This is a genomic window from Undibacterium sp. KW1, assembly GCF_009937955.1.
In the GTDB taxonomy this organism is placed as follows: Bacteria; Pseudomonadota; Gammaproteobacteria; order Burkholderiales; family Burkholderiaceae_D; genus Undibacterium.
The window spans coordinates 4,884,157-4,907,385 of record NZ_AP018439.1 but is presented as its reverse complement, the minus strand read 5'-3'; the positions used below and the strand labels follow the sequence as shown (position 1 = coordinate 4,907,385).

The window sequence follows — 23,229 nt, the reverse complement described above, 5'->3', positions numbered from 1 at the left end:
GCCAGGCTTACAGCATGGTAGTTAGAGAATGCTATTACACCGCGGCAGTTTGCTTTTGATCCTGCAAACTGCCCAGCGAATAAGCATACTGGCGAGTGAATTCTGCACCTAACAGGAAAATCTGGGCTGAGTAATATACCCACAACAAAATCGCGATCATTGATCCGGCTGCGCCAAAGCTGTTGGCGACACCACTATTGCCTATGTACAGGCCTATCGCATATTTACCGGCGTGGAACAAACCCGCCGTACCAAGCGCACCTACCCAGACATCATTCCAGGATAGTCTTACCTGTGGCAGCATCTTGAAAATAACCGCAAACAGACAGGCAATGACGGCAAAGCTGGTCATCGCAGACAGGGGCAGGAACACCAGGGAAATAGCAATCTGGCTACCGCTCCAGTAATGTTCCAGCGCTGCCAGCACGGCATTGATCACCAGCGAAACCAGCATCAGAAATGCCAGTACCAGCACCAGGCCAAAAGACAGCAGGCGGGTACGCAGCAAATGCCAGATGCTGCTGTCGGTCTGGTGTGGCACTTGCCAGATTTCATCAAGGCTTTCCTTGAGTTCGGCAAAGACACTGGTGGCACCAACCAGCAGCAGCACACTGGCAATGATGGTCGCCAGACGGCCCTCCTCTTCATTGCGTGCACCCGCCAGCATGGCTTGTATGGCCTCAGCACTGGTGTGTCCGACCAGGGTCTGTAATTGATGGAATAACTGCCCCTGTGCTGCTTGCTGGCCGTAGAAAAAACCGGCGATGGCGAGCACCAGTACCAGGATAGGTGCCATCGAAAACAGGGTATAGAAAGCCAGCGCCGCGCCCTTGCTGGCGGCGCGGTGGCGTAGCCATTCACTCAGGGTGCGCTGCAGGATGTGGACGAGGTCCGGCGACAGCAGTGGCAGCGTAATGCCACGTTTCAGCAGCGACCCGAGTGCAGAAAACAAAGGCTTCAGAGTCGTTCGCCGCGTATGACACGAACCAGTATCATGACAATGGCGATGACCAGCAAGATGTGGATAAAGCCACCGATGGTGTAAGCCGACACCATGCCAAGCAGCCACATGATCAGTAAAATGACAGCGATGGTATAGAGCATGATTTTTCTTCCTGTAAAAGTGCACAAGCGTAGCGATTGCGCACAGGGTTTAAGATTGCTGGCATCAGATAAGTGATCAAACCGTGTTGAAGCTATTCTCATTGTCATATCGCTCAACAATCCGCATCAACAATGCAACGCTTGGTCTTACCTGAAGCACACTTGCATCGTGATGCAGCAGCCGGCCAGCGTCTGTTCGCCAGCGTACGGACGCCAGGGAAGAAATTGACCAAGATAATGTCAGTTAATTCTTACTGATGCAGTCAAGGCAAAACTGCCAACCCAGAAACGTCAGGAAAAGAGTACTTACGCAAGATCACTCCAGCACAAACGGTGGCCCATACCGCATGCAAATATGTATGCAAATACAGTAAGGGTCGCTGGAGTGGTTTTGCGCAAGTGCTTGTTTTCCTGTGTTTACTCAGTTTCTGAGTACGCCAGCGCACAGATTAAGTTTCTGTTAAACGGCAAGCTGTTGAGCGTGTGCAAATAAAAGAATCCATCATGCCTGCTGCTCCTGTCAGTCCCATCAAATCTGCCACCAGAGTGGCAAGCGAAGTTGCCAGCTCCAGGGTTGCCAATGATCCAGCGCGCATGCCTGCCCGCATACTGCAAACTGCGCCTGGTGTATTGCAATTTTCCGGTACATGGACAGTCTGCCAGCTTGGCAATGTCATGCGTCAGCTAGATGGACTGCTCATGCGGCATCCAGCGGTATTGGAACTGGACGGGCAGCAAATTCAAAAGATAGACAGCATCACGGCCTGGGTCTTGCAAACACGTTTAAAAAAATTGCGTGACAGCGGTGTGCTGATCAGCATGCAAGGCTGGCCTGCGCAATATCAGCAAATGCTCGATGGGCTGGGTGAATTGCCACAGGATGCTGTCCCGGACATAAAAATGCCGGGCGTGCTGGCAAGAACCGGCAAAGCCACTGTCGATATCTTCAAAGACAACCTGGCGCTACTGAGCTTTGTAGGGGAAACTGCCGTCAGCCTGCTGGGCCTGTTCCTGCATCCGCGCCGCTGGCGTGGTCGCACGATCCTGCACAATATCCAGATCGCCGGTTTTGAAGCGCTACCCATAGTCGGTGTCACTTCATTCTTGCTCGGTATCGTCATCGCCTACCAGGGAGCAGACCAGCTCAAGCATTATGGCGCGAATATCTTTGTCGTTGAACTGCTGGGTTACGCCATGCTGCGTGAATTTGCACCGCTGATCACGGCCATCATCATTGCTGGCCGCTCTGGTTCTGCCTATGCGGCACAGATAGGCACCATGGTCGTCACAGAAGAAATCGATGCCCTGCAAACCATAGGTATCAAACCCATAGAGTTACTGGTGCTGCCCAAGCTCATCGCGCTGATGCTGGCCTTGCCCTTGCTGACCCTGTTTGCCGACCTGATCGGCATCATTGGCGGCATGCTGATGGCCAGTAGCCAGCTGGATGTGGGCATGCATGAATTTGTTGATCGCTTTGCCACGGAGATCCCGCTCAAGACCCTGCTCATCGGCTTGGGTAAATCACTGGTGTTTGCCGCGGTGATCGTCATCATCGGCTGCTACCAGGGCTTCCGCACCAGAGGTAATGCCGACAGCGTCGGTCGCCAGACTACCCGCAGTGTGGTGCAGGCGATCTTTATCGTCATCGTGCTCGACGCGGTATTTTCCGTCATCTTTAATTTGCTGGGACTTTAATGAGTACAAACCAGCCCACAAGCCCGACGCAAGCGTATGACTACGCCATAGACATGCAGCAAGTCTGCACCCGATTTGGTGACAAGATCGTGCATGAAGGCCTGGACTTGCAGATACGCCGTGGCGAGATATTCGCAATTGTTGGCGGTAGCGGTTCTGGTAAATCGACCTTGCTGCGCGAGATGATCTTGTTGCATACACCAGACTCAGGCACGGTCAAAGTGCTGGGCATGGACCTGGCTGATATCAGCGATGAGCAAGCCAGCTCTTTACGGCAGCGCTGCGGCGTGATGTTCCAGAAAGGCGGCCTGTTTGGCACCCTGACTGTCACAGAGAACATAGGCCTGCCCTTGCGTGAGCACAGTGAGCTGGATGATAAGAGCATCAATGATATCGCCGCACTCAAGCTCGCACTAAGCGGCCTCAAGCCCGAAGCTGCGGGCCTTTATCCGGCAGAGCTGAGTGGCGGCATGTTGAAGCGGGCGGCACTGGCCAGGGCACTGGCGCTGGACCCTGAGCTATTGTTTCTTGATGAGCCGACTGCCGGGCTGGACCCGGCCAGCGCCGGTGGGCTCGATAACCTGCTGCGTCATTTGCACGAGCTGTACCAGCCTACCATTGTCATGATCACCCATGATCTTGACCTGCTATGGCAAGTCACACACAGGGTGGCGGTACTGGGTGAGGGCAAGGTGCTGGCAGTGGGCAGCATGGAAGAATTATCGCAACTGCAGCATCCCGTCATCCGCGATTATTTTGATGGTGCACGTGGCAGGGCTGCACAGCAACAGGCGCAACAGGCACGCGACATTGAATTCAGGAACGAACAAAAGAATGATCACAACAGCGTACACAAGAGCGCACAGGAAACCCCATGGAAACCAAAGTAAATTATGCCGCTGTCGGTGCCTTTGTGCTGGCATTGGGCGCGCTGCTGGTGGCCGCGGTATTGTGGCTTTCCGTCGGTTTGGGAAAACGCCAGCAGACTGTCTTGTATCAATCCATCGTCAATGAGTCGGTGGCGGGCCTGAACCTCGATGCGCCTGTCAAATACCAGGGCGTGAATGTCGGCAAGGTGCGCACTATCAGCCTTGACCCTGCCAATCCCCAGCAAGTGCAACTGGTGTTCGCCATCGCTGCAGGTACACCCATCAAGACTGATACCCTGGCTGTTCTCAAGACCCAGGGCCTGACCGGTATTGCCTATGTCGAGTTGAGCGGTGGCTCACCGGCAGCGTCATTATTGCAGGCCAGGGAAGGCCAGGCTTATCCACAGATACCCACCAAGCCGTCCCTGAGTGCCAGACTGGAGAATGTACTGAGTGCCGTGCTGGCCAATCTCGACCGTACAGCCGCCAACGTTAACGCAATACTGAATGATGAAAACCGCGCTGCCTTTGGCAAGATTTTGCGTGATACCTCGACTGTCATGGATACACTGGCCTCGCAAAAAGATGCCATGCGCGTGGCCATCAGCAATGCCGCCATCACCACCGCCAACACTGCCCAGGCCAGTGCCAAGATTGATCTCTTGTTCCAGCGCATAGGTAAGAGTGCCGATGCCGTCGCCAGCATGGCAGACAAGGCAGGCAAGGCCAGCGACAGCACCAGGAAAACTGCAGACGAGCTCGGTGGCGGTGTGCGCCAGTTAAGCAGCGATACCCTGCCGGAATTGCAGAGGCTGATGGCAGAGCTGACGACCCTGTCAGCCTCGATGACCCGTCTCATAGAGCAGACAGAACATAATCCCAGCAGCCTGATCAGAGGGCGGCAAACCCCACCGGCAGGTCCGGGTGAAGCTAAATAAAACTAAAGGAGTCACCCCATGAAACACTTAACCACAAGCAGTTTTGTCTCCGTGATGGCAATCGCCCTGACTGGCTGCTCCGCCCTGCAGCCTGCCAATGTGGCTCCCATGGCCGTCTATAGACTGGAGGCCACCGCACCCGGCAGCTCAGTCGCACCCGCCAATGTCACGGCCAGTATCCTGGTTGGCAATATCCGCGCGGCTGCCGGTTTTGACACCGGTCGCATGCTTTATACACGCCAGCCGTATCAGGTAGAAGAATTCCAGCAAAGCCAGTGGCAAAAACCGCCCGCTGCAATGCTCATGCCGCTGGTGGCAACGGCGCTGGAATCGACCGGCATGTTCAAGGCTGTTCTGCAAGCACCCAATGCGACGCTGACAACTTACCGTCTGGACCTGGAGCTGTTGAGCCTGCAACAAGACTTCAGCAGCAAGCCCAGCCATGTTCAGTTCAAGCTGCGCGCCCATTTGTCGGACCGCCAGACTCAGCAGGTCATGTCCTGGCGTGAATTCAGCATCAGTATTCCCACTGCGAGTGAAGATGCCTATGGCGGCGTGCTCGCCAGCAATCAGGCGGTAGCCCAGGTCTTGCAGCAACTGAGGGTATTTTGTGTAGAGCAGATTACGCTGGCAGCGCAGGCAAGAAAAAAGCAGCCCTGATACTGGAACAGGGCTGCTTCTGCTTTCTTGACCTTACTGTTGTAGCAAGCCTGTATGGCTTGTTACGATAGCCTGCTATTTACGGCAGCACAGCAAGCCAACCAGCAAACCCACTGTGGCTGCTGCTCCCAGGGTACTCCAGGGATGATCCTTGACGTAAGTATCGGTAGATTCAGCCACCTGCTTGCCGGTGGCGAGCACGGATGCCTGAGCGTCGTGCGTCTTTTGCATGGCTGAGTCTATCATCTTCATCCCGCGTGCGCGCATTTCATCGGCTTTTTCGCCGGTGAGGGATGCTGCAGCGGTCAGCAATGCCTGAGCATCCTTGAGTAATACTTTGATGTCTTTGTTGACAGATTTAAAATCAGATTCGAGCATGATGCATACCTTTCAGTGTGGGGGTGGGCGCTGCAATTGTTGAAACGGTCGTTGAAACTGCTTGCGGCCTTGGTGTTGCCTTGGTTCTCAAGCCAGCAAATCTCTCATGTCATCCGCATGTTCTTCTTCTTTAGCCATGATCCCGACCAGCATGTGCCGCGTGGTTGGATCACTGTCGCCGATTTTTGCCAGCATCTGACGGTATGATTCTATGGCGACCCGTTCAGCAATCAGATTAGCTTTGAGCATCGCACGCACATCTTCGGCATCATCATATTCAGCATGACTGCGTTCAGTCAGTGTGGCGGGGTTAAAGTCGGGTTTGCCATTGAGCTGGACGATGCGTTCTGCCAGCAAATCAGCGTGCGCCTGTTCTTCAACTGCATGCTCCAGAAATTCTGCCTTGATAGGGCCATTGTGCACGCCTGAAACAGTGTAATAATGACGTTTGTATCGCAAGACGCACACCAGCTCCGTAGCCAGTGCGCCATTAAGCATGGCGATGACTTCTTCACGATTGCCTTGATAACCTGCAGTGACTGCACCGTCATCAAGATTTTTGGCTGCTTCGCGGATGGCAGCAGTGTCCATGCCATTGCGGAGATTGCTATTGACTTCATGCATGATGAGATTCCGGTTAAATTAAGAGAGAGAATTCAGACGGACGATTTTTTTCGTCCAGGCTCCTTTATATCCCTCACCAAAAATAAGGTCAGTACGCTGCCGTACATAGAGCTATATAGTTTTGCGTTAGCCTGTAGGCTGGCGAAAAAGAAGATGATCCATGACACTCAACAATAAAATATTGCGTATCAGCCTCTGGCTACTGTCCGGCATCATCGTGCTGCTGACCGTTGCTGTGGTGATCCTGCTCAATATGGACTGGAACCGTGCCAGGCCCTGGCTCAATGAGCGCACCAGCGAAGCACTGGGGCGGCCCTTCAGCATACGTGGCAACCTTGCACTCAGTTGGGAAAAGCAGCTCAGCGGGCCGGAAAACGCGACTGGCTGGCGCGGCAAGATACCCTGGCCACATCTGCTGGCACAAGATATCCATATTGGCCAGCCGCCGGATAGTCTGACTGGAGCGCCGCCAGCCAGGCAATCTGCCGCATCTGCAAAATCTGCCGCCGCGCCGGCAGAAGACATGGCACAGATCAATGAAGTCTCGTTTTCCCTGAATCCGCTGGCCTTGCTGGACAAACGACTTGAGATACCCCTGCTGCGCTTCCATGACAGCAGCCTGTCCCTGCAACGTTTTGCCGATGGCAGCAATAACTGGACCTTCAGGAAAAGCAGCAATGCATCTCCGTGGCGGCTGGAACTACGCAGGCTGGTACTCAGCCAGGGCAAAGTGCATTATGTCGATGCCATACGCCATGCCGATGTCGTCGCCGATATAGAAAGCCTGACGACGGAGGCCAATTACGGCATCAACTGGAAGCTCAAGGGCAAGCTACACGGTGAAGCCGTCACTGGCAACGGCAAGGCCGGGGCCATCCTGAGCTTACAGCACCAGACCCAGCCTTTCCCCATCATGGCGCAGTTGCAAATGGGGCAAACCAGGGTCAGTGTTGAAGGCAGCGTTACCAAGCCCAGCGAACTGGCTGCAGTCAATATGCAATTACAAATCTCGGGCAACAGCATGGCAAGGCTGTATCCATTGACTGGCATAGTCTTGCCTGAGACCCCGGCATACAGCACTGCTGGCCATCTCAGTGCCACCCTTGGCAAGATAGATAATCACTGGAAATATGAAAAGTTCACAGGCAAGGTAGGTTCCAGTGATCTCGCTGGCAGCCTCGGTTACCAGACCAGAAAGGCAGACAAGCTGCGCCCACTGTTGCAAGGGAATATGAGTTCAGAGGTACTGCAATCCGCCGACCTGGCGCCACTGGTCGGTGCTGATTCCAATGCCAACAAACTCAAACGTGGCATGGCTGCAGTACAACCGGGTGATAAACTCCTGCCAGTAGAAAATTTTCGTACTGAGCGCTGGCGCAGCATTGATGCAGACGTGAACCTGAGCGCCACCAAACTGATACGTGAAAAAGTGCTGCCCATACACAAGCTGCAAACCAGGCTGATCATGAAAGATGGTGTCATCAGCATGCTGCCTCTGAGTTTTGAACTTGCAGGCGGGCAATTGCAGGCGCATATCACCCTCGACGGCAGTGGCGGCAACAAGAACAAGCCAAGCGAGCAGGGCGATGAAGAGACACAGGCGCATGCCATACGGGCAAAAATGCGGCTTGTTGCGCGGCATATACAATTGCAAAAATTCATCCCGACACTGGCCGCATCAAAGCTGACAGTCGGCGAGATCAATGCCGACGGCAACCTGACCGCGACCGGCAATTCTGTCGCCGGTCTGCTGGGAACATCGAATGGCGAGCTCAGCAGCATGATAGACCGTGGCACGGTCAGCAAGCTCTTGCTGGAAGAAATGGGCCTGAACATAGGCAACGTCATCCTGACCCGACTGTCTGGTGATAAACAGGTCAAACTCAATTGCATGCTCGCAGATTTTGCCGTAAAAGATGGCCAAATGAATGCCCGCAGTTTCCTGGTTGATACTGACGAAGCACTGATAGACATCAGTGGCAGTATCAATATGCAAAAGGAGGACCTGAACCTGACCATCAAGCCCAATAGCAAAGGCTTGCGTGTCTTCTCCCTGCGTGCCCCTTTGTATGTACGCGGCACTTTTTTGCATCCTCAGGTCTCAGTCGATAAAGGTGTGATGGCCCTGCGTGCCGGTGGTGCCATAGGCCTGGCCCTGCTGACGCCATTTGCCGCACTCTTGCCACTGGTGAGTACCGGGCCGGATCAGACCAGTGGCTGTGGCAGCTTGTTGAAAACGGCAAAAAAATAGCAGCCCTTTTAAGAGCTGCTATGTTTAAAGACTGCCATTGCAGTATTGCACGATTGCAGATGGCATTGCTGCCATCAATACGGGCTGGTCCTGATCATCGTCGCTACTTCACGCGTTTCAGCCAGCACATCATTGACCGCCATTTGCAAAGTGTATTTTGCTTCTTCCGCTTCACGTACAGATTCTGGCGTCCGTATCAAATGACGGCTGCGTTTGTTGAGGGCTTTTTCATATACCTTGAAGGCAAACTGCATTTCTGTGTAGTCCATGTCTTTCTCCTGTTCTCTTGTTTTGCTGATGCTCAGTTGATGCTTGGTTAAGGCTTAGCTGATTACTGCTTCATGTTTTCGTGCCGTAATGGGCGTGTACTGAATCCACCCAAATTTCATCTGCCATGTCTGGCCACTGCTCAGGATCAAAGCCCGGGGCATTGTCGAAATGGCTTTTTTTATATTCAGGATGAAGCGTTTATTGACTGTATCCAGTGTCAGCGCTGTCCAGGGGATGGCAAACAGTTTTTCGCCTATGCCCAGCAAGCCACCGTGGGCGACGACCACATAGGCTATCCTCCCGGCTTGCATGTCCAGCATGATCTCTTTGACTTCACCCAGGTATTCGTCAGCATGGTTGACGACATTGTCACCTGTCAGCGTGCGTGCGCCCATGAGCTCAGGGCCAGGCCCCTTGTGATCATTGTTACCCGGGCCCGTATCGTAAATGTTGGAATTAATATCAATCATGATCTTTTCCTTCATAAGAATTGGAGCCTCCAGTATGTGCGCCGCAATGAAAGTGATCGGTACGATAGCGTACACAGACAGCAAATTTTGAGTGCCGGTTTGAATCCGGAAGAACAGTCAGGCACTGGGTTCCGGCGATCAACCACCCAATGGAGGGATTTGCTTCTTTAAAGCAAACGGCACTGCCAAGCTTGCGCTTGCAGTGCCGGTTTATGCCATTCATCATCGATAAAAACGAAATGCTGCTGTTCATAGACCAGGGTCGTCATTCTGACCCCTGCGATCTGCGCCTGCAGCGCTTCGTCATGCAGTCATACAGTCATGCCGTAGTAGCTGTGTATGGAATCTGCCCAGGCCTGGTTTGCCATATCTGGCCAGTGATCAGAGTCAAAGCCTGGTGCATTTTCAAAACGGCTCTTTTCTATGTTCAGGACAAAGCGTTTGTTGGTAGTGTCCAGCGTCAGTGCTGACCACGGTACCGCAAACAGTTTTTCGCCTATGGTCAGAATGCCACCGAAAGCCACGACCGCATAGGCAACGCGGCCAGTGCGCATATCCAGCATGATTTCTTTGATGTCACCCAGATTTTCATCCGCCTGATTGACGACATTGTCACCAGTCAGGGTGTTGGCACCCATCAGTTCAGGGCCCGGACCCTTGTGACCATTTGTAGAGCTGCCGGGAGTATAAGTACTGGAAGTAGTATCAATCATTGTCTTGTCCTTCAGGGTGAGTGGAGAGCTGAGCATGCGCTTTCTTGCAAGTCTTAACAGTTCGATACCACACATAAGAAGGTCTTTTTGACAGGAATTTTAAACAGGTCCATGAGTGTTCTGCACGTAACCGTATCCTTCACTGAGTTAATCTGCTGAAATGGTAAGTCGCAGTTGATGGTTTATCCAGATACTGATGATGCCATTTACACAGGAATGTGAATTCATATTGCACACGGTCAAACATTGCTAAATACGGTTTTCCATCGGGCAATTCTCTTATAACTTCCTGTCTAATACAGTAAAAGAATTCCGCTTGCGATCTGGTCTTGAAAAAATAAAAACATGACAAGCATTGAGGCCGCAGGGAGTTCTGGATTTTGCTATTTTATTTATACAGATTCACGACCGGGGCAGGGCAATGAAGACGACGTTGAAAACCAGACTCATGCTGGTGATGGGTATCATGAGTACACTCATGCTGTTGTTGGGGCTGACGGGTCTGTATGCGATGAAAGCCTCGCATGACAGCTTGAAAAGCAGCCATGAAGAGCGCAGCCTGGGGCTGTATAAGCTCGCCAGCATGGACAAATTGTTATTGGCAAACCGGCATGCCATCCTTGCAGCACTGGCTGAACCGGACGCCGGAAAACTCAGTACCCTTGCCGATACCATGGAACACGACAGGCGCGCCATAGAACAGTTATGGCTGGACGTTGCGACACTCCCCATGTCACAGGATGCCAGGAAAAAAGCGGATGAACTCAGTGCAGCACGTCTCAGCTTCGACCATGCAGTGACCCTGCCTGCGATCAAGGCCATGCACGCCGCTGACATCGCCAGTCTCAAGGAAATCAGGCTCGTCGCAGACAAACTCAAAGACCCCGTCATCAGCGCCATGGACAGCCTGCGCAGCCTGCAACTTGATACACTCAATATAGAGTTCGGCAGTGCCGAGGCTGCTTATGCCCGGATAAGCAATCTGATGTGGGCCGCCATAGGCATGGGCCTGGTGCTGGCCGCTGCACTGGCTTATTTCCTCATCCATGTCATCTACCACCAGCTCGGCGGTGAGCCTGCTTATGCTGCGCGCATAGCCAGACAAATGGCAGATGGTAATCACGCTGTCAGTATCACGCCAGATGTGCATGACGATGCCAGTTTGCTGGCCTCACTGCAGCAGCTGCAAAGAGAGCTGGAAAAAATCGGCAAGGACTTGCACCGCCATACTGGCAGCATAGCCAGGACATCCGTGCAAATACAGAATAACAATGCGCAACTGTCCTCGCGCATGGATCAACAGTCCGCCTCGCACACGCAGATTAGCCTGGCCGCCAGGGACCTGAGCGCAGCCATACGCCAGAATTCAGAGCAGGCGCGCCAGGCCATGCTGCTTGCTGACGAAGCCAGCGAACTTGCCATTAAAAAAGCGCAGGCAGGCAGCGGGGCAATGGCTGCCATGACAGAATTGCGGCATGCCTGGGACAAGCTGGACACCAACATCCAGGTGATAGATGAACTTGTTTTCCAGCTTGATACCGCAGTGCTCAGGAGTACGGTAGAAGGCAAGGCTGTTGAGACTGCAGAGGGCGCTGAACTGTACTTTGCCACTGTCGCATCTGAAGTACGCGGCCTTGCACAAGGCGCTGCCTGTGCCGTTCATGAAATCAAGAACCTGCTCAATGAATCATGGGAAAGCCTGGGCCGCGCTGGCAGGCTGACCAGCCAGGACAATGCCGATGCAGAAAAGCTGCTGTTCACCCTGCAGCATGCCAATAAGCTCATGGCAGGAATCGATGCCGCAGGCAAAAAACAGGAAGCAGACCTCAGGCAGATCAGGCATGCCGTCAGTGATCTCGACTATGCCAGCCGCAAGGACGCTATCCTGCTCAGCGCCACCACGACAGCCGCCAAACTAATGGAGCAGCATGCCAGCCATCTCACGCGGCTGAGTAATGGATTCAAACTTGGCGCAGGGCACAAGGCGAAGTCGCAATTGCAGGTGGTTAGCTCAACAGTGACCGGACATGTGCCACATAAACGCCCGGACTTGCGCTTGGTGCGTACCTGAACCATGATTCATGCAAGCAGTCTTTGTTGCGCAGGCGAGTGACATACCACCCTGCGCGGGCCGCAGGAATTCCCTGCTGTACCGTGGAGACAACGGGCTAGCGTAGAGAAAAGAAGAATTTCTCAGGTCTGTCTGCTAGCAGTCCTGCGGTTTCCATCGAAAAATATTTTTCAAAAATAGCTTGCAAATAAATAGTGCGCTATTTAAAATGCAAAGCATGAAAACCGCAAACGCCAAATCAGCAGCAAAAGTAGAGCAAACGGCAACGCCGCAACTGGGTGACCAGCTTTGTTTTGCCCTGTATTCGACTTCGCTGGCGATGAACAAGCTGTACCGCAAATTGCTCAAGCAAATGGGGATCACCTATTCGCAGTACCTGGTGCTGATGGTCTTGTGGGAACAGGATGAGCAAACCGTCAATGACATAGGTGAGCGCCTGATACTGGATTCAGCCACGCTGACGCCCTTGCTCAAACGCATGGAAGCGCAGGAGTTGATCAATCGCGTCAGGTCAGCCGCAGATGAGCGCCAGGTGATCATTTCACTGACCAAAGCCGGCAGTGATTTGCGCAAGCAGGCAGCCAGTCTGCCGACCTCGGTCTTGTGTGCAACAGAATGTTCAGCCGATGAGGCGCGTGACCTCAAGCAAGAGATACTGGCCCTGCGCGCGGCATTGATGAAGAATGTGTGAGGATAGTTCAGAGATTTTTGGAGTATTAAATATATAGTGCGCTATTTAATAGCTTATTATTTTATTTGTTAGTGCTCATTTGCATTGATGACGTAGGAGCGGCTTCAGTCGCGAATCGCTGCGCAACTTGAATAATCGATATGGCTGGATGTTCGCGGCTAAAGCCGCTCCTACGGGATATTGCGGACACGGCTGATGTTGAAGAGATGGCTAATGACACTATAAGCATGGGCGATTTTGTCTGCCCGTGAGTTTGTTACGCCTTCAGCAGTTTGGTAAATATATAGTGCGCTATTTAATAGTTGTTTATTTAAATTGATGGCTAAAAGAAGATTTTGGCAAGAAGAAAGAAAACTAGTTTGTAGCACCCCAACGTAGTCACCGCGCAGTAATCACACTGCCATAACATGAAAAGGAAATGACCATGACACACCTGAAATCCCTGCTCGCTGCAACCGCCATCAGCCTCTCCATCAGCAATGCCTTTGCGGCAGGCAGTCCCGGTGTTGAACCGACTACCCAGGCTTTCTTGCAGGCACTGGAAGCAGGGGGCGGCAAGCCGCTGGAACAATTGCCAGTAGCTGATGCACGTGGCGTACTGGTCGGTGCACAGGCTGGTGTCAAGCTGACATTGCCCGCTGCCGATGTATCCGAAAAAACCATCAGGGTCGATGGTGGCGACATCAAACTCACGATCGTGCGTCCGGCTGGCATCAAAAAAACCTTGCCCGGCTTTATGTACTTCCACGGTGGTGGCTGGGTACTCGGCGATTATCCTACCCATGAAAGACTGGTGCGCGACCTGGTGGCAGAATCCGGCGCGGTTGCCATCTTCGTCAATTACACACCTTCACCAGAAGCGGGTTATGGCGTCGCCATCCAGCAGGCTTATGCCGCCACCAAATGGGTTGCAGAACACGGCAAGGAAATCCAGGTCGATGGCAGCCGTCTGGCTGTCGCAGGCAATAGCGTAGGCGGCAATATGGCGGCAGTGGTCAGTCTCATGGCCAAGGACAAGGGCGGCCCCAAACTGCGTTCACAAATCCTGTTGTGGCCGGTAACGGATGCTGATTTCAATAATGAATCCTATAAGCAGTTTGCCGATGGACATTTCCTGACCCGCAATATGATGAATTGGTTCTGGGACAATTACACGACCGACGCTGCCAAACGCCAGGAGATTTATGCATCGCCACTGCGCGCGAGCAATGCGCAGTTACAGGGCTTGCCGCCAGCCCTGATACAGACCGCAGAATTCGATGTCCTGCGCGATGAAGGCGAAGCCTATGGCCGCAAACTCGATGCCGCAGGCGTCAAGGTTACGACCGTGCGCTACAAGGGCATGATCCATGATTTTGGTTTGTTGAATGTGCTGGCCAAGGTACCGGCAGTGCGCTCAGCGATGTTGCAGGCAGGTGGGGAATTGAAGGCGAGTTTGAAGTAAGGGCTGCTTGATAGCTTGTCCAGGTTTGTAGGTTGGGCTACGCTTCATCAGCCCAACACTGGGCTTTCAAATGACATATAGTTTGCAAATGCTAAGTGTTGGGCTGATACTCCTTAGCCTAACGAGGCCCGGCCTAACCTACGTACTAAATTAAGACCACTCACCACAGAGGCACAGAGGAAGGAAAGACCGCTTGCAAGCAGTCTTCGTTACGCAGGCGAACGGCATGCCGTTCGAAATCCCTGCTGCACCACAGAGGGGGCAACGAGAACTAAAAGATGCAGGCAATTTACTACTGCCCACATATCTCTCAGCCTTTCTCCGTGCTTTCTCTGTGTCTCTGTGCCTCTGTGGTAAGATTTTTGGTCTTTTTCAAAACAATAAATCAAGCTCACCGCTTAAACGCCAACAACAAAACCCCGCCCGCCACCATGCCTATACCTGCCCATTCCCGCAAGGATGGCCGTTCATCGAGGAACGCAAATGCAAACGCCGCCACCAGCACCAGGCTGAATTTATCGACAGGCGCGACCTTGGATGCATCACCCAGCTTCAAGGCGCGGAAATAACATACCCATGATGCGCCCGTGGCCAGGCCGGACAACGTCAGAAACAACCAGGTCTTGCCAGACAAGGCCAGCGGGTTGGCCCATTTACCGGCATACACCACAAACAGCGACAGCACGACGATGATGACGGCGGTACGGATCAGGGTGGCAAGGTCAGAATCTACGCCCTGTATGCCTATCTTGGCAAAAATGGCCGTCATCGCTGCAAACATCGCCGACAGGGCAGCCCAATAAAACCAGGCGTTGGATGTACTCATTGCTTGCCCCAGGTTTTCAAGTTTTTGATTGCGCCACGTCCAGCCTGTAAAAACCTGCGGCGGGATCATTTTCCACCGTCTCTACCGTAATCGTCGCATTCTCGTCACTGAATTGCACCGGCGGCAGGGTGATGCCATTGATAACGGCTTGCAGCATATAGGCTGGTCCGCTTCTTAATCTGAATGGCATAAAGCCGAGCGACTGGGTGATTTCCTGCTCGAACAGGCCATGCATCTGGATGATGAAACTGACGGCTGGTGTGCAGGTCTTGTACAACTGCATGAAGGGTGGTTCGCTGCTGCCGCTTTCCAACAGGCGCAATACATAGGACTTGTTTTCCAGGTCCTGCTCTATCTGGGCGATATAAGCGGCGGTGTCGTTCAACTGCATCCTGGCTGACACGTATTCCCGGTTCTGGAAGGTGGCCTTGGCAACGATAGTGCCTATGATATGGGTCGGTATTTCCAACTTGTGGCTGCTACCTACACGTGCCCAGCGCGCGATGACCAGGTCACCTTTGTTGATGGTGAGAAACGCTTCGTAGCCAGTATTGTTGACTATGGTGATCGCCATGGGGACACTCCTTACTGAAGGTAGGCAGGCTAGGGGGTGGTGTTATTTTACCTTCTATTTTGATTAAGAAAAACCAGCACCCTCGTGCATGCGCAAGACACTGCGCATTTGCCTGACTTCTTCGAGAGGGCTGCGGCCAAACAGGCGCTTGAATTCGCGGCTGAACTGCGAGCTGCTTTCATAACCCACGGTATTCGATGCGGTGTAGGCATTCATGCCTGAACGTATCATCAGCAGGCGCGCCTTGTGCAGGCGCATGGCCTTGATGTACTGGATAGGCGTGGTACTAGTCACTTGTTTGAAGTGCAGATGAAAGGCGGGCAGGCTCATGCCCGATTCACGCGCCAGACTATCGACATCAAGTTTGTCACTGAAGCCATCGTGTATCTTGCGCAGGGCACGTGTGATTTTTTGAAAGTGACTGCCCTGGTTCAGTGCCGCCCGCATTGCCGCACCCTGTTCACCCATGAGGATGCGGAAATAAATTTCCCGCACGATGGCAGGCGCCAGTATCCTGGCTTCCAGTGGTGATGCCAGTGCCTGCAACAGGCGCAGCACGGCGGCTGCCAGGGTATCGTCCACCTGAGTGGCATACATGAAGGTGGGGTAATTGTGGCGTTGGCAGGCACATCGGCTTGCAACTGCTGTGCTTCCTGCACCGCCAGTGCCAGTTCGGCAGCCAGCGTCTGCTGTATGCCCAGGTGTATGCCCAGCATCGGCTGCTCGGCGCTTGCTTCAGTATCCGCCTCAAAAGGCATGGGGGCGGATACCACCAGGTATTGCCGCGCATCATAGGTGTACATGGCCTCACCCAGATAGGCGCGCTTGCGCCCCTGCACGATGATGCAGATGCAGGGTTCATACATCACCGGCGTGCGGCTGTAGGCTTGCTCGCTACGCATGAAATGCACATAGTCGAGTGCTGATGCAGTAAAGCCTTCCTGCTGCGCCAAGGTGGCGACCATGGCGGCCAGTTGCTGATTGATGTCGTCCTTGTTTTGCATGGTTTGTTTATATCTTGCTTGTAGATGAGCCAGAGAGGAACAGGCATTCATCATAGCAATAATCCCGGGCACTTTGCTCGCCGAATGAAGCCAGAAATAGGATTAGGCAAGAATCAGAAAGTTTCCGGCATTTAGCTTATGACGCTGTCTGCCTATCATGGCTACATTCCGCAATGAGCGGTCATCCTTGAAAGGCAGATCATGAAACAAAAAACCTGGTTAATTACTGGTGCCACCCGTGGCATAGGCGCAGCCATCGCCAAAGCCGCACTCGATGCCGGCGACAGGGTTGTCGTCACTGGCCGCGATATCAGCAAACTGCAAAGCCAGTTCGCCAGCTATGGCGACAAGGTGCTGGCATTGACACTCGATGTCAATGATGAAGCCCAGGCACAAGCCGCCGTCAAGGCAGCCTGCGCACAGTTTGGCAGCCTGGATGTGCTGGTCAATAATGCGGGCTATGGTCAGCTGGGCCTGTTTGAAGAAATCAGCACGGCAGAGATACGCCAGCAATTCGACACCAATGTGTATGGCAGCATGAACATGGCACGCGCTGCCTTGCCGGTGATGCGCGAGCAAAGACGCGGGCATATCTTCAACCTGTCTTCAATAGGTGGTGTCGCTGGCTTTGAAAGCGCATCGGTGTATTGCGCCAGCAAGTTCGCCATAGAAGGTTTTTCAGAATCACTGGCGCTGGAAGTGGCACGCTTTGGCATACACATCACCATCGTTGAACCCGGCTTCTTCCGTACGGATTTCCTGGATCAAACTTCGGTACGCTATGGTGACAAAACCATCGCCGACTACGCCAGCAGCGGCATCAACAGCCGCGAGACTTTCGCCAGCTACAATCACCAGCAAGCCGGTGACCCGGTCAAACTGGGTGCTGCTGTGGTGAGCCTCAGCAATATGGCAGAACCACCATTGCGTTACGCCGCAGGTTCCGACGCGATAGAGGTTGTTGGCGCCAGCCTCGAAAAACACCAGCAAGAGTTGCAGCAATGGCGGGTCTTGTCGGTATCGACAGATGGTGACTTTGCTTATGCTGGAAGTCATTGATCAGCATGGCAAGGTACGTGATCTGGCTGCCTTGGCTCATCCTTGCTATATCAGTGCGCATGGCAATGAACTTGTGGTCGAATCTTCTGGCGGACAGCTCAGCAGATATACTCAGGGTGGCGAGGGGGAAGTATTCCACAAGCTGGAGAGACCCAGCACTGGTTTTGCTATTGATGCTGAAGGTAATATTTATGTCGGCGGCTCCTGGGACAAGGATAATATTTCACTTATCCACAAAATAAGCAAAACTGGCGAGGCCAGTGTGTATATTACTGGTGGGCGGGCAGGCAAGCTCGGTGTATTGGGTTATATAGGAAATGGCTACCTGATCTTTGCGCAAGATAATGACATACTCACCTTGTGGCAATCTGCAAATATGAGTTTCGTCAGGAAGACTGCCTATCCCGGCTTTGTCGCAGTCAGACGTGACTTCAACTTCCCTGGTTGATCAGAACTCAACTCACAACTGGTTCTTACTTCAATTGGATAGCATTGATGAATGGCTTTGTGCGCCTACGCAGGCCAGGAAGATCTATTCTATCGGCCGTGCTCAAAAGACATGCGGTTTCGACAGCATCGATGCAGAAAATGATTTCATCGCAATGGCTAAAGAGCTGGCAATAAATTTGCAGGAGGAACTCGGGGATAGTTTTTTCGTATCGATGTGGCAGGGGGATGCAAGCTGACCTGCTCACAGCTAGTTTAGCTGGAACCAAGTTGGTAATAGTGTTGAATTGGTAATTTTCGCATTAAACTCCATCTTGCTTGCACATGTCAATGCCGTATTTCTTTAATGATATTTGACTTGTCTCGCCCATGCTACTTGCCTATACTGAGCCAACAAATCACCATAAGGGGAGACGCGATGAAACGACGTGCAGTGATTTTTCTGGTCTTGTTCTGCTCCATGATTACCCCTGGCGCTTACGCCGACAACCCGTCTGATGCCATCGACATGGTTGAAAAAGGTCTGGCCTATGTCAAGAAAAACAGTATTGAAGCACTCATCAAAGAGGTCAATAACAAAAACCCTGAATTTGTCAAAGGCGAAATGTATCTCGTTGTACGTAGTCTCGATGGCACCACCCTGGCCCATCCCGTCAATCCCAAGCTGATCGGCAAGAACATGATCGTCTTGCCAGATGCAGACGGCAAACTCTTCCGCAAGGAAATCGTCGAAGGCGCAAAAGCCAAGGGCAAAGGCTGGGTCGATTACCGCTACAATAATCCCGTCACCAAACAACTGGAAAATAAATCCACGTACTATGTACGCAGCGGCGACTACACGCTGGAAGCAGGGATTTATAAAGGCAATTGATGTAGTTGGGATGCATCGCGTAGGTGCGATTAGCAAAGAGTGATCGCACGTTTTCAATCGCTGAATTACGCTGATACGTAAGGCGTATTGCAGTGCCCGCATGCATGCGGCGTGTACGGCACCTGTATTTCTCTCTCGTTTGCAATGCTCTCATGCGGCGCATTACAATGCGCTCTACGGTCACGGCCAGTCTGATATCTCTTCTTTGATTCAATCATCTGAAGTGACAGGCTGAAATTGCACAAGCAATCATCTATACAATCATAAAAATATAACATGCAACTCCTCTATCCTTGCGATCCCTTTGACAAGAACCAGCCTGATGAAGCCTATGCAGAAGAATTCCATGCGGCCAAAGCAGCAGGCCTGACCTGTTTCCTGTTTTCGGCAGAAGACTTTGCGTCCGGTGACTTCAGGCCCAGACCAGCAAACCAGTTTTCCGGGAATATACTATACAGGGGTTGGATGCTGACACCAGAGCGCTACGCCCAACTGGAACAGGCAATTGCAGCAAAAAATGCTGCTTTGCTCACTACTGCCCATCAATACAGGCAATGTCATTATCTGCCAGCATGGTATGAGGCTTGCCGCGACGTGACACCGGGCACCATTTTCCTGACGCGCGATGACGACTTTGATGCGGCACTGGCAAGCACAGGCTGGCAAGCGTATTTCGTCAAGGACTATGTGAAGTCCCTGACCACGAGCCGAGGATCAGTAGCACGCAATGCAGATGAGGTGCGCGAAATCGTCGGTCTGATGGAACGCTACCGCGGCCAGATTGAAGGCGGCATCTGCGTACGTGAGTTTGAAGAACTATTGCCTGAAACAGAAGAGCGATACTTTGTATTGAGTGACCAGGTGTATGCGCGCGAAGATGTCGTGCCCGATATCGTGTTGGATATTGCGCGGCGAATAGACAGCCCGTTTTTTTCCATCGATATCGTTTTGAATAGTCACGGTGTAGCCAGGTTGATGGAACTCGGCGACGGTCAGGTTTCTGATCGCAAGAAATGGGATGCGGCAAAGTTTGTGGGAATGTTTGAAGCCTAGTCTCACAGTGAGTTGCCTGCAGGCGCGCTACACGGCACAGATATTTTCCCCGGCGTGCAATGCTCTCATGCGGCGCATTACAATGCGCCCTACGGTCACGGCATTAAAGCGATAGACTTTTACTTCATTTGTCTGCAATTGTTAAAGCTAGTAAGATCGGCATCGCAATGATGGCTGGCACGGCTACGCCAGGTTGATACTGTGCGCAAATTTCACTGGAGTGTAGAGGATGTTTTATGGTACCAAATTCTTTGGGCAGGTTGAGTCTGTTGATCGTCACTTGCATATAGCGACACGATTCCATCATTTTTCTTTGATACCTCTGGTTTATCAGGGCAGCTATATTGTGATCGACAATACGCATACCCTGCGTATTCCCATCAATTTCAAATCTATCGCCTTTGCATATTTGAGGTTACTGATAGGTGCTGTGATTATTGTGTCGATTTTATCTATGTTGATCATATTGTCCGGCAGCCCAATCGACCGCGACGCATGGTGGTTTGTCGCTGCCTGCACAGGCGTCATAGCCCTGTCTTTTACCGCTGCCTATTACAGCTTTAAATTTGGAAAGGCGAACCCAGAAAAAAGGGCGCAGATGATCGCACTCATAGAAAAGAACAAAGAAAACATCGTCAAACTAGGGCCTATGCGGGTACATGCTTATTGACTGGGATATGACTGTAGAGTGCAGAGCATTTTACAATGCACTCTGTGGTTCTACGATGTCGTCCTGAACTCACTCATCACCAGACGTATGCTGTCTATTCCGCTGCGCCGTATGCTATTGGTAACCGATACCAGGCTCGCATGGCTGGTCATGAAACTTGGTTTCAAATATACCGCTGGCGGCAACGCTTCAGTCTTGTTTATCTGAGACAAGCGGGTTTGCATTTCCTCAAGATATATCACATGCCCGTTCCACAATATGCTGTCATCAAAATCTATAGCAATTTGTGTCACGGATATTTCCATCATGCCGTCGCAGCTAACATTTGCCAGGCTTGACAGTTTTCATAGCAACATATCCCGCTGCCTTGGTACGCCAATGATCATTACCATCATCAGCACCAGAATGACGCCAATCAAGGGCGTCATATTCATACCCAATAGACGATCACTGTCTTCGTCTGGTCTGGCTGAAGTTGAAAAAAACATGATGGCATCCTGCTGACGGTGTGATGCCTTAGCATTGCCTTAATCTGTTTAGGGCGCAAGTAGCTGTCGTTTGGATGGGTACAGTTTAATGATGCTTACTTCGCCACTGGCAAATCACCATGGCTGGCGGGAGAAGCTGTTACCTCCAGGTCAGCAGACTGGCTGGCAGAGGCTGAGCTTTGCTCGGTGGCTGATGCTGCGATGTTTTCTGTACTGGCTGCCGTAATCGTATCGGCCAGGGTTTTGGGGGCCGGCAAGGGGGCGAGCTGGAGAGGTACGCCGCTGGCCAGCAGTTGTTTTTTCTCTGCCGGCAATTGCTGGTACAGCTCCCATTGCCTGGTTTTTTGGGCAGTCTCGATTTTCTTGGCCTGTGCGTAGTTCAGGCGGGCGATCTGTTTTTGTTCTGGGCTCAGTTGCGCCCACAGTTCCATGCGTTTTTGTATGCGTTTTTGTTCTTCAGGTTTCAGGCCCGGGTAGCGGTCGGCAATGGTGATCCACTTTGCCTTGTTCTTGTCGTCAAGCTTGGCCCATTGGCTTAGCAAGGGCGACAGGGTTTTTTGCTGGGCTGCGCTTAATTGTGACCATTCTGCTTTACCGACCAGGCGCGATGCTGGCCTGGCATTGCCTGCGGCCATTTTAGCGTCATTGCTGGCCTGCAGGCCAGCGACAGCAGCCTGCCTTGTTTCATGGATATTAAAAAACAGCAAGCCGGCCAATGCTGTTATGCCTGCTAAAGCGCTCAGGCTGGCCAAGTCTATGGTTTTGTTCACTGGTTTCATGACGCTACTCTCGAATTGATCGAATCAGGATTACTGCAACAGGCCCTGAGATTGCGTTTGTAAAATCTCGCTTGTACCAGCATGAGACCATATTGCAGAGATGAAGTTTCCTCCATTGTAAGCTTCATTTGGATTTTCGTCAGCGTCACCGGGCGTCGCGTTGAGCGCTGGCTGCTTGTTTCACGCATTCATCTGTCAATTAAAGCAATCAGTTCCATCACAGTGATAGCTTTGTGGACACACTCAGATACTTATCATCCCTGTCCGACATGATGCATGCTGTCGAAGTTGTCCATTTCCATCTGCCACAGCCTGGCCTGCTCGCGTAGCCAGGTGGTAAAGGCCAGTACCTCGGGCAGTGCCGCACTGTCTTCGCGCAAGACCAGCAGATTGTCGCGAGAGGTAGGGCAGATGGTATTGTTAGCCAGTACCAGGCTGCCAGCCTGCAGGCGTCTCCAGGCTATTGACAGGCGGCCCAGGGCGATGCCCTGGCTGTGCTGGGCAGCTTCAAGCAGGACATCGGCATCGTTATAGGCCTGGCCTTGCAGGCTGAAGTCCTCAGGCAGGCCAGCGGCAGCCAGCCAGTGGCCGGGGTCCAGTGACAGGTGTTGCAGCATCATCGATGCGGGCCAAAGGCGTGCATCTGTACCCAGCCTGCTCTTGAGTTCTGGCGATGTCACTGCCAATAAGCGGTCCGTGAACAGCGTCTCGCAAATCTGGTCTGTACTTTGCCTGGCACCGTGGCGTATCGCCACCATGGCCACGCGCGGGGCAGGGCGCACCAGCGCATAGTCGGTATCAATGATCAGGCGTATATGCGGGTGGGCCGCACTGAAGCTGGTCAGGCGTGGCAGCAGCCATTCTTTGGCGATGGATGCCAGGGTGGAGATGTGCAGGGTCTTTGTTGCTGCATCTGCCGGTGGGTAAATCGCCTGGTGCAGGGCAGACAGGGGGCCGGCAAGGCGAGTTAGCAGGGCTGCACCGTCATCGGTCAGGCTTACTTTGGGGCCGTGGCGCTTGAACAGGGTCAGCCTGCTCCAGTCTTCAAGCTGGCGTATCTGGCGGCTGATGGCACCCGGCGTCAGGCTCAGTTCATCGGCTGCCTTGCTGAAACTACCCAGGCGCGAGGCTGCCTCAAAGGCTTGCAGCGTGAACAGGGGTGGCAGTTTTCCTTGCATATTGAATTTTCCTCACTTTCATATTGCGAAAGTATCGTTTTTTTACCTGTCTATGTTACGACAATAATGGCGACATCGACACTTGACGGGGAAAAGAGC

29 protein-coding genes are annotated in these 23,229 nt (G+C 52.7%); 14 read left to right on the top strand and 15 right to left on the bottom strand.

Going from position 1 to position 23,229, the window contains the following annotated elements:
- Window positions 1-34: 34 nt before the first annotated feature.
- Window positions 35-880 carry a YihY/virulence factor BrkB family protein gene (locus UNDKW_RS22030; RefSeq protein WP_162062066.1) on the bottom strand — a complete coding sequence of 282 codons (846 nt, stop codon included), beginning with the start codon at window positions 878-880 and terminating at the stop codon, window positions 35-37.
- A 77-nt stretch (window positions 881-957) separates the two neighbouring features.
- Entirely contained in the window at window positions 958-1,104 is a 147-nt protein-coding gene (locus tag UNDKW_RS22025) for a lmo0937 family membrane protein (RefSeq protein WP_162043001.1), read from the bottom strand.
- Window positions 1,105-1,608: 504 nt separating this feature from the next.
- Between UNDKW_RS22025 and UNDKW_RS22020 the strand changes: the two genes are divergently transcribed.
- Genes UNDKW_RS22020 through UNDKW_RS22005 form a run of 4 tightly spaced genes read left to right on the top strand, consistent with a single transcriptional unit; the run spans window position 1,609 to window position 5,269 of the window.
- Entirely contained in the window at window positions 1,609-2,802 is a 1,194-nt protein-coding gene (locus UNDKW_RS22020; protein WP_232063083.1) for an ABC transporter permease, read from the top strand.
- Window positions 2,802-3,692, top strand: a complete 891-nt coding sequence (locus UNDKW_RS22015; RefSeq protein WP_162060470.1) for an ABC transporter ATP-binding protein — start codon at window positions 2,802-2,804, stop codon at window positions 3,690-3,692. Before UNDKW_RS22020 ends, UNDKW_RS22015 begins: the two co-directional genes overlap by 1 nt.
- Window positions 3,677-4,609, top strand: a complete 933-nt coding sequence (locus tag UNDKW_RS22010) for an MlaD family protein (protein ID WP_162060469.1) — start codon at window positions 3,677-3,679, stop codon at window positions 4,607-4,609. Before UNDKW_RS22015 ends, UNDKW_RS22010 begins: the two co-directional genes overlap by 16 nt.
- 18 nt (window positions 4,610-4,627) lie before the next feature.
- The gene (locus tag UNDKW_RS22005; protein WP_162060468.1) at window positions 4,628-5,269 is read left to right on the top strand and encodes an ABC-type transport auxiliary lipoprotein family protein; all 642 of its coding nucleotides are present in this window, start codon (window positions 4,628-4,630) and stop codon (window positions 5,267-5,269) included.
- A 75-nt stretch (window positions 5,270-5,344) separates the two neighbouring features.
- Here the strand turns inward: UNDKW_RS22005 and UNDKW_RS22000 are convergent, their stop codons facing one another.
- Complete coding sequence (locus UNDKW_RS22000; protein ID WP_162042997.1) at window positions 5,345-5,647, bottom strand: YqjD family protein; 303 nt, start codon at window positions 5,645-5,647, stop codon at window positions 5,345-5,347.
- Between the two features lie 87 nt (window positions 5,648-5,734).
- A complete protein-coding gene (locus UNDKW_RS21995; protein ID WP_162060467.1) occupies window positions 5,735-6,271 on the bottom strand; it encodes a ferritin-like domain-containing protein in 537 nt (178 codons plus the stop codon).
- A gap of 160 nt (window positions 6,272-6,431) precedes the next feature.
- Here UNDKW_RS21995 and UNDKW_RS21990 point away from each other — a divergent pair, with 160 nt between their 5' ends.
- Complete coding sequence (locus UNDKW_RS21990; RefSeq protein WP_162060466.1) at window positions 6,432-8,522, top strand: AsmA family protein; 2,091 nt, start codon at window positions 6,432-6,434, stop codon at window positions 8,520-8,522.
- 74 nt (window positions 8,523-8,596) lie between these two features.
- Here the strand turns inward: UNDKW_RS21990 and UNDKW_RS21985 are convergent, their stop codons facing one another.
- The 3 genes from UNDKW_RS21985 to UNDKW_RS21975 form a co-directional block, all read right to left on the bottom strand.
- Complete coding sequence (locus UNDKW_RS21985) at window positions 8,597-8,791, bottom strand: hypothetical protein (protein ID WP_162042994.1); 195 nt, start codon at window positions 8,789-8,791, stop codon at window positions 8,597-8,599.
- Window positions 8,792-8,845: 54 nt separating this feature from the next.
- Entirely contained in the window at window positions 8,846-9,262 is a 417-nt protein-coding gene (locus UNDKW_RS21980; RefSeq protein WP_370529046.1) for a PRC-barrel domain-containing protein, read from the bottom strand.
- 311 nt (window positions 9,263-9,573) lie between these two features.
- Window positions 9,574-9,975 carry a PRC-barrel domain-containing protein gene (locus UNDKW_RS21975; protein WP_162042992.1) on the bottom strand — a complete coding sequence of 134 codons (402 nt, stop codon included), beginning with the start codon at window positions 9,973-9,975 and terminating at the stop codon, window positions 9,574-9,576.
- Between the two features lie 421 nt (window positions 9,976-10,396).
- On the opposite strand from UNDKW_RS21975, the gene UNDKW_RS21970 reads away from it, so the two are divergent.
- The 3 genes from UNDKW_RS21970 to UNDKW_RS21960 all read left to right on the top strand — a co-directional run bounded on the left by UNDKW_RS21970 (window position 10,397) and on the right by UNDKW_RS21960 (window position 14,181).
- Window positions 10,397-12,046: a Tar ligand binding domain-containing protein gene (locus UNDKW_RS21970; RefSeq protein ID WP_162060465.1), complete on the top strand. Its 1,650-nt coding sequence runs from the start codon at window positions 10,397-10,399 to the stop codon at window positions 12,044-12,046.
- A 217-nt stretch (window positions 12,047-12,263) separates the two neighbouring features.
- On the top strand, window positions 12,264-12,737 hold the full coding sequence (locus UNDKW_RS21965; protein ID WP_162060464.1) for a MarR family winged helix-turn-helix transcriptional regulator: 474 nt from the start codon (window positions 12,264-12,266) through the stop codon (window positions 12,735-12,737).
- Between the two features lie 424 nt (window positions 12,738-13,161).
- Window positions 13,162-14,181 carry an alpha/beta hydrolase gene (locus tag UNDKW_RS21960; RefSeq protein WP_162060463.1) on the top strand — a complete coding sequence of 340 codons (1,020 nt, stop codon included), beginning with the start codon at window positions 13,162-13,164 and terminating at the stop codon, window positions 14,179-14,181.
- 391 nt (window positions 14,182-14,572) lie between these two features.
- On the opposite strand, the gene UNDKW_RS21955 is transcribed toward UNDKW_RS21960, so the two are convergent.
- From UNDKW_RS21955 to UNDKW_RS31205, 4 genes are all read right to left on the bottom strand, one after another.
- Complete coding sequence (locus tag UNDKW_RS21955; protein ID WP_162060462.1) at window positions 14,573-15,007, bottom strand: EamA family transporter; 435 nt, start codon at window positions 15,005-15,007, stop codon at window positions 14,573-14,575.
- Between the two features lie 16 nt (window positions 15,008-15,023).
- Entirely contained in the window at window positions 15,024-15,581 is a 558-nt protein-coding gene (locus UNDKW_RS21950; protein ID WP_162060461.1) for a hypothetical protein, read from the bottom strand.
- 63 nt (window positions 15,582-15,644) lie between these two features.
- Window positions 15,645-16,130, bottom strand: a complete 486-nt coding sequence (locus UNDKW_RS31210) for a helix-turn-helix domain-containing protein (RefSeq protein WP_370529148.1) — start codon at window positions 16,128-16,130, stop codon at window positions 15,645-15,647.
- On the bottom strand, window positions 16,013-16,585 hold the full coding sequence (locus UNDKW_RS31205; RefSeq protein WP_370529045.1) for an AraC family transcriptional regulator: 573 nt from the start codon (window positions 16,583-16,585) through the stop codon (window positions 16,013-16,015). The genes UNDKW_RS31210 and UNDKW_RS31205 overlap by 118 nt, the downstream gene beginning before the upstream one ends.
- Before the next feature lie 201 nt (window positions 16,586-16,786).
- Between UNDKW_RS31205 and UNDKW_RS21940 the strand changes: the two genes are divergently transcribed.
- The 6 genes from UNDKW_RS21940 to UNDKW_RS21915 all read left to right on the top strand — a co-directional run bounded on the left by UNDKW_RS21940 (window position 16,787) and on the right by UNDKW_RS21915 (window position 20,685).
- The gene (locus UNDKW_RS21940) at window positions 16,787-17,644 is read left to right on the top strand and encodes an oxidoreductase (protein WP_162060460.1); all 858 of its coding nucleotides are present in this window, start codon (window positions 16,787-16,789) and stop codon (window positions 17,642-17,644) included.
- Entirely contained in the window at window positions 17,613-18,092 is a 480-nt protein-coding gene (locus tag UNDKW_RS21935; RefSeq protein WP_162060459.1) for a hypothetical protein, read from the top strand. The genes UNDKW_RS21940 and UNDKW_RS21935 overlap by 32 nt, the downstream gene beginning before the upstream one ends.
- Window positions 18,070-18,330, top strand: a complete 261-nt coding sequence (locus UNDKW_RS21930; RefSeq protein ID WP_162060458.1) for a hypothetical protein — start codon at window positions 18,070-18,072, stop codon at window positions 18,328-18,330. Before UNDKW_RS21935 ends, UNDKW_RS21930 begins: the two co-directional genes overlap by 23 nt.
- A 179-nt stretch (window positions 18,331-18,509) precedes the next feature.
- The gene (locus UNDKW_RS21925; RefSeq protein ID WP_162060457.1) at window positions 18,510-18,962 is read left to right on the top strand and encodes a cache domain-containing protein; all 453 of its coding nucleotides are present in this window, start codon (window positions 18,510-18,512) and stop codon (window positions 18,960-18,962) included.
- 276 nt (window positions 18,963-19,238) lie between these two features.
- Window positions 19,239-20,015, top strand: coding sequence for an ATP-grasp domain-containing protein (locus tag UNDKW_RS21920; protein WP_162060456.1), 777 nt, complete (start codon window positions 19,239-19,241; stop codon window positions 20,013-20,015).
- Between the two features lie 229 nt (window positions 20,016-20,244).
- Window positions 20,245-20,685, top strand: coding sequence for a hypothetical protein (locus UNDKW_RS21915; RefSeq protein WP_162060455.1), 441 nt, complete (start codon window positions 20,245-20,247; stop codon window positions 20,683-20,685).
- Window positions 20,686-20,735: 50 nt separating this feature from the next.
- Here the strand turns inward: UNDKW_RS21915 and UNDKW_RS21910 are convergent, their stop codons facing one another.
- The 4 genes from UNDKW_RS21910 to UNDKW_RS21895 form a co-directional block, all read right to left on the bottom strand.
- On the bottom strand, window positions 20,736-21,017 hold the full coding sequence (locus UNDKW_RS21910; RefSeq protein ID WP_370529147.1) for an ExbD/TolR family protein: 282 nt from the start codon (window positions 21,015-21,017) through the stop codon (window positions 20,736-20,738).
- A gap of 12 nt (window positions 21,018-21,029) precedes the next feature.
- The gene (locus tag UNDKW_RS21905) at window positions 21,030-21,173 is read right to left on the bottom strand and encodes a hypothetical protein (RefSeq protein WP_162060453.1); all 144 of its coding nucleotides are present in this window, start codon (window positions 21,171-21,173) and stop codon (window positions 21,030-21,032) included.
- A gap of 95 nt (window positions 21,174-21,268) precedes the next feature.
- Window positions 21,269-21,952 (bottom strand): DUF3106 domain-containing protein, encoded by a 684-nt coding sequence (locus tag UNDKW_RS21900; RefSeq protein ID WP_162060452.1) that lies wholly within the window; start codon window positions 21,950-21,952, stop codon window positions 21,269-21,271.
- Window positions 21,953-22,206: 254 nt separating this feature from the next.
- Complete coding sequence (locus UNDKW_RS21895) at window positions 22,207-23,130, bottom strand: LysR family transcriptional regulator (RefSeq protein ID WP_162060451.1); 924 nt, start codon at window positions 23,128-23,130, stop codon at window positions 22,207-22,209.
- Window positions 23,131-23,229 lie beyond the last annotated feature (99 nt).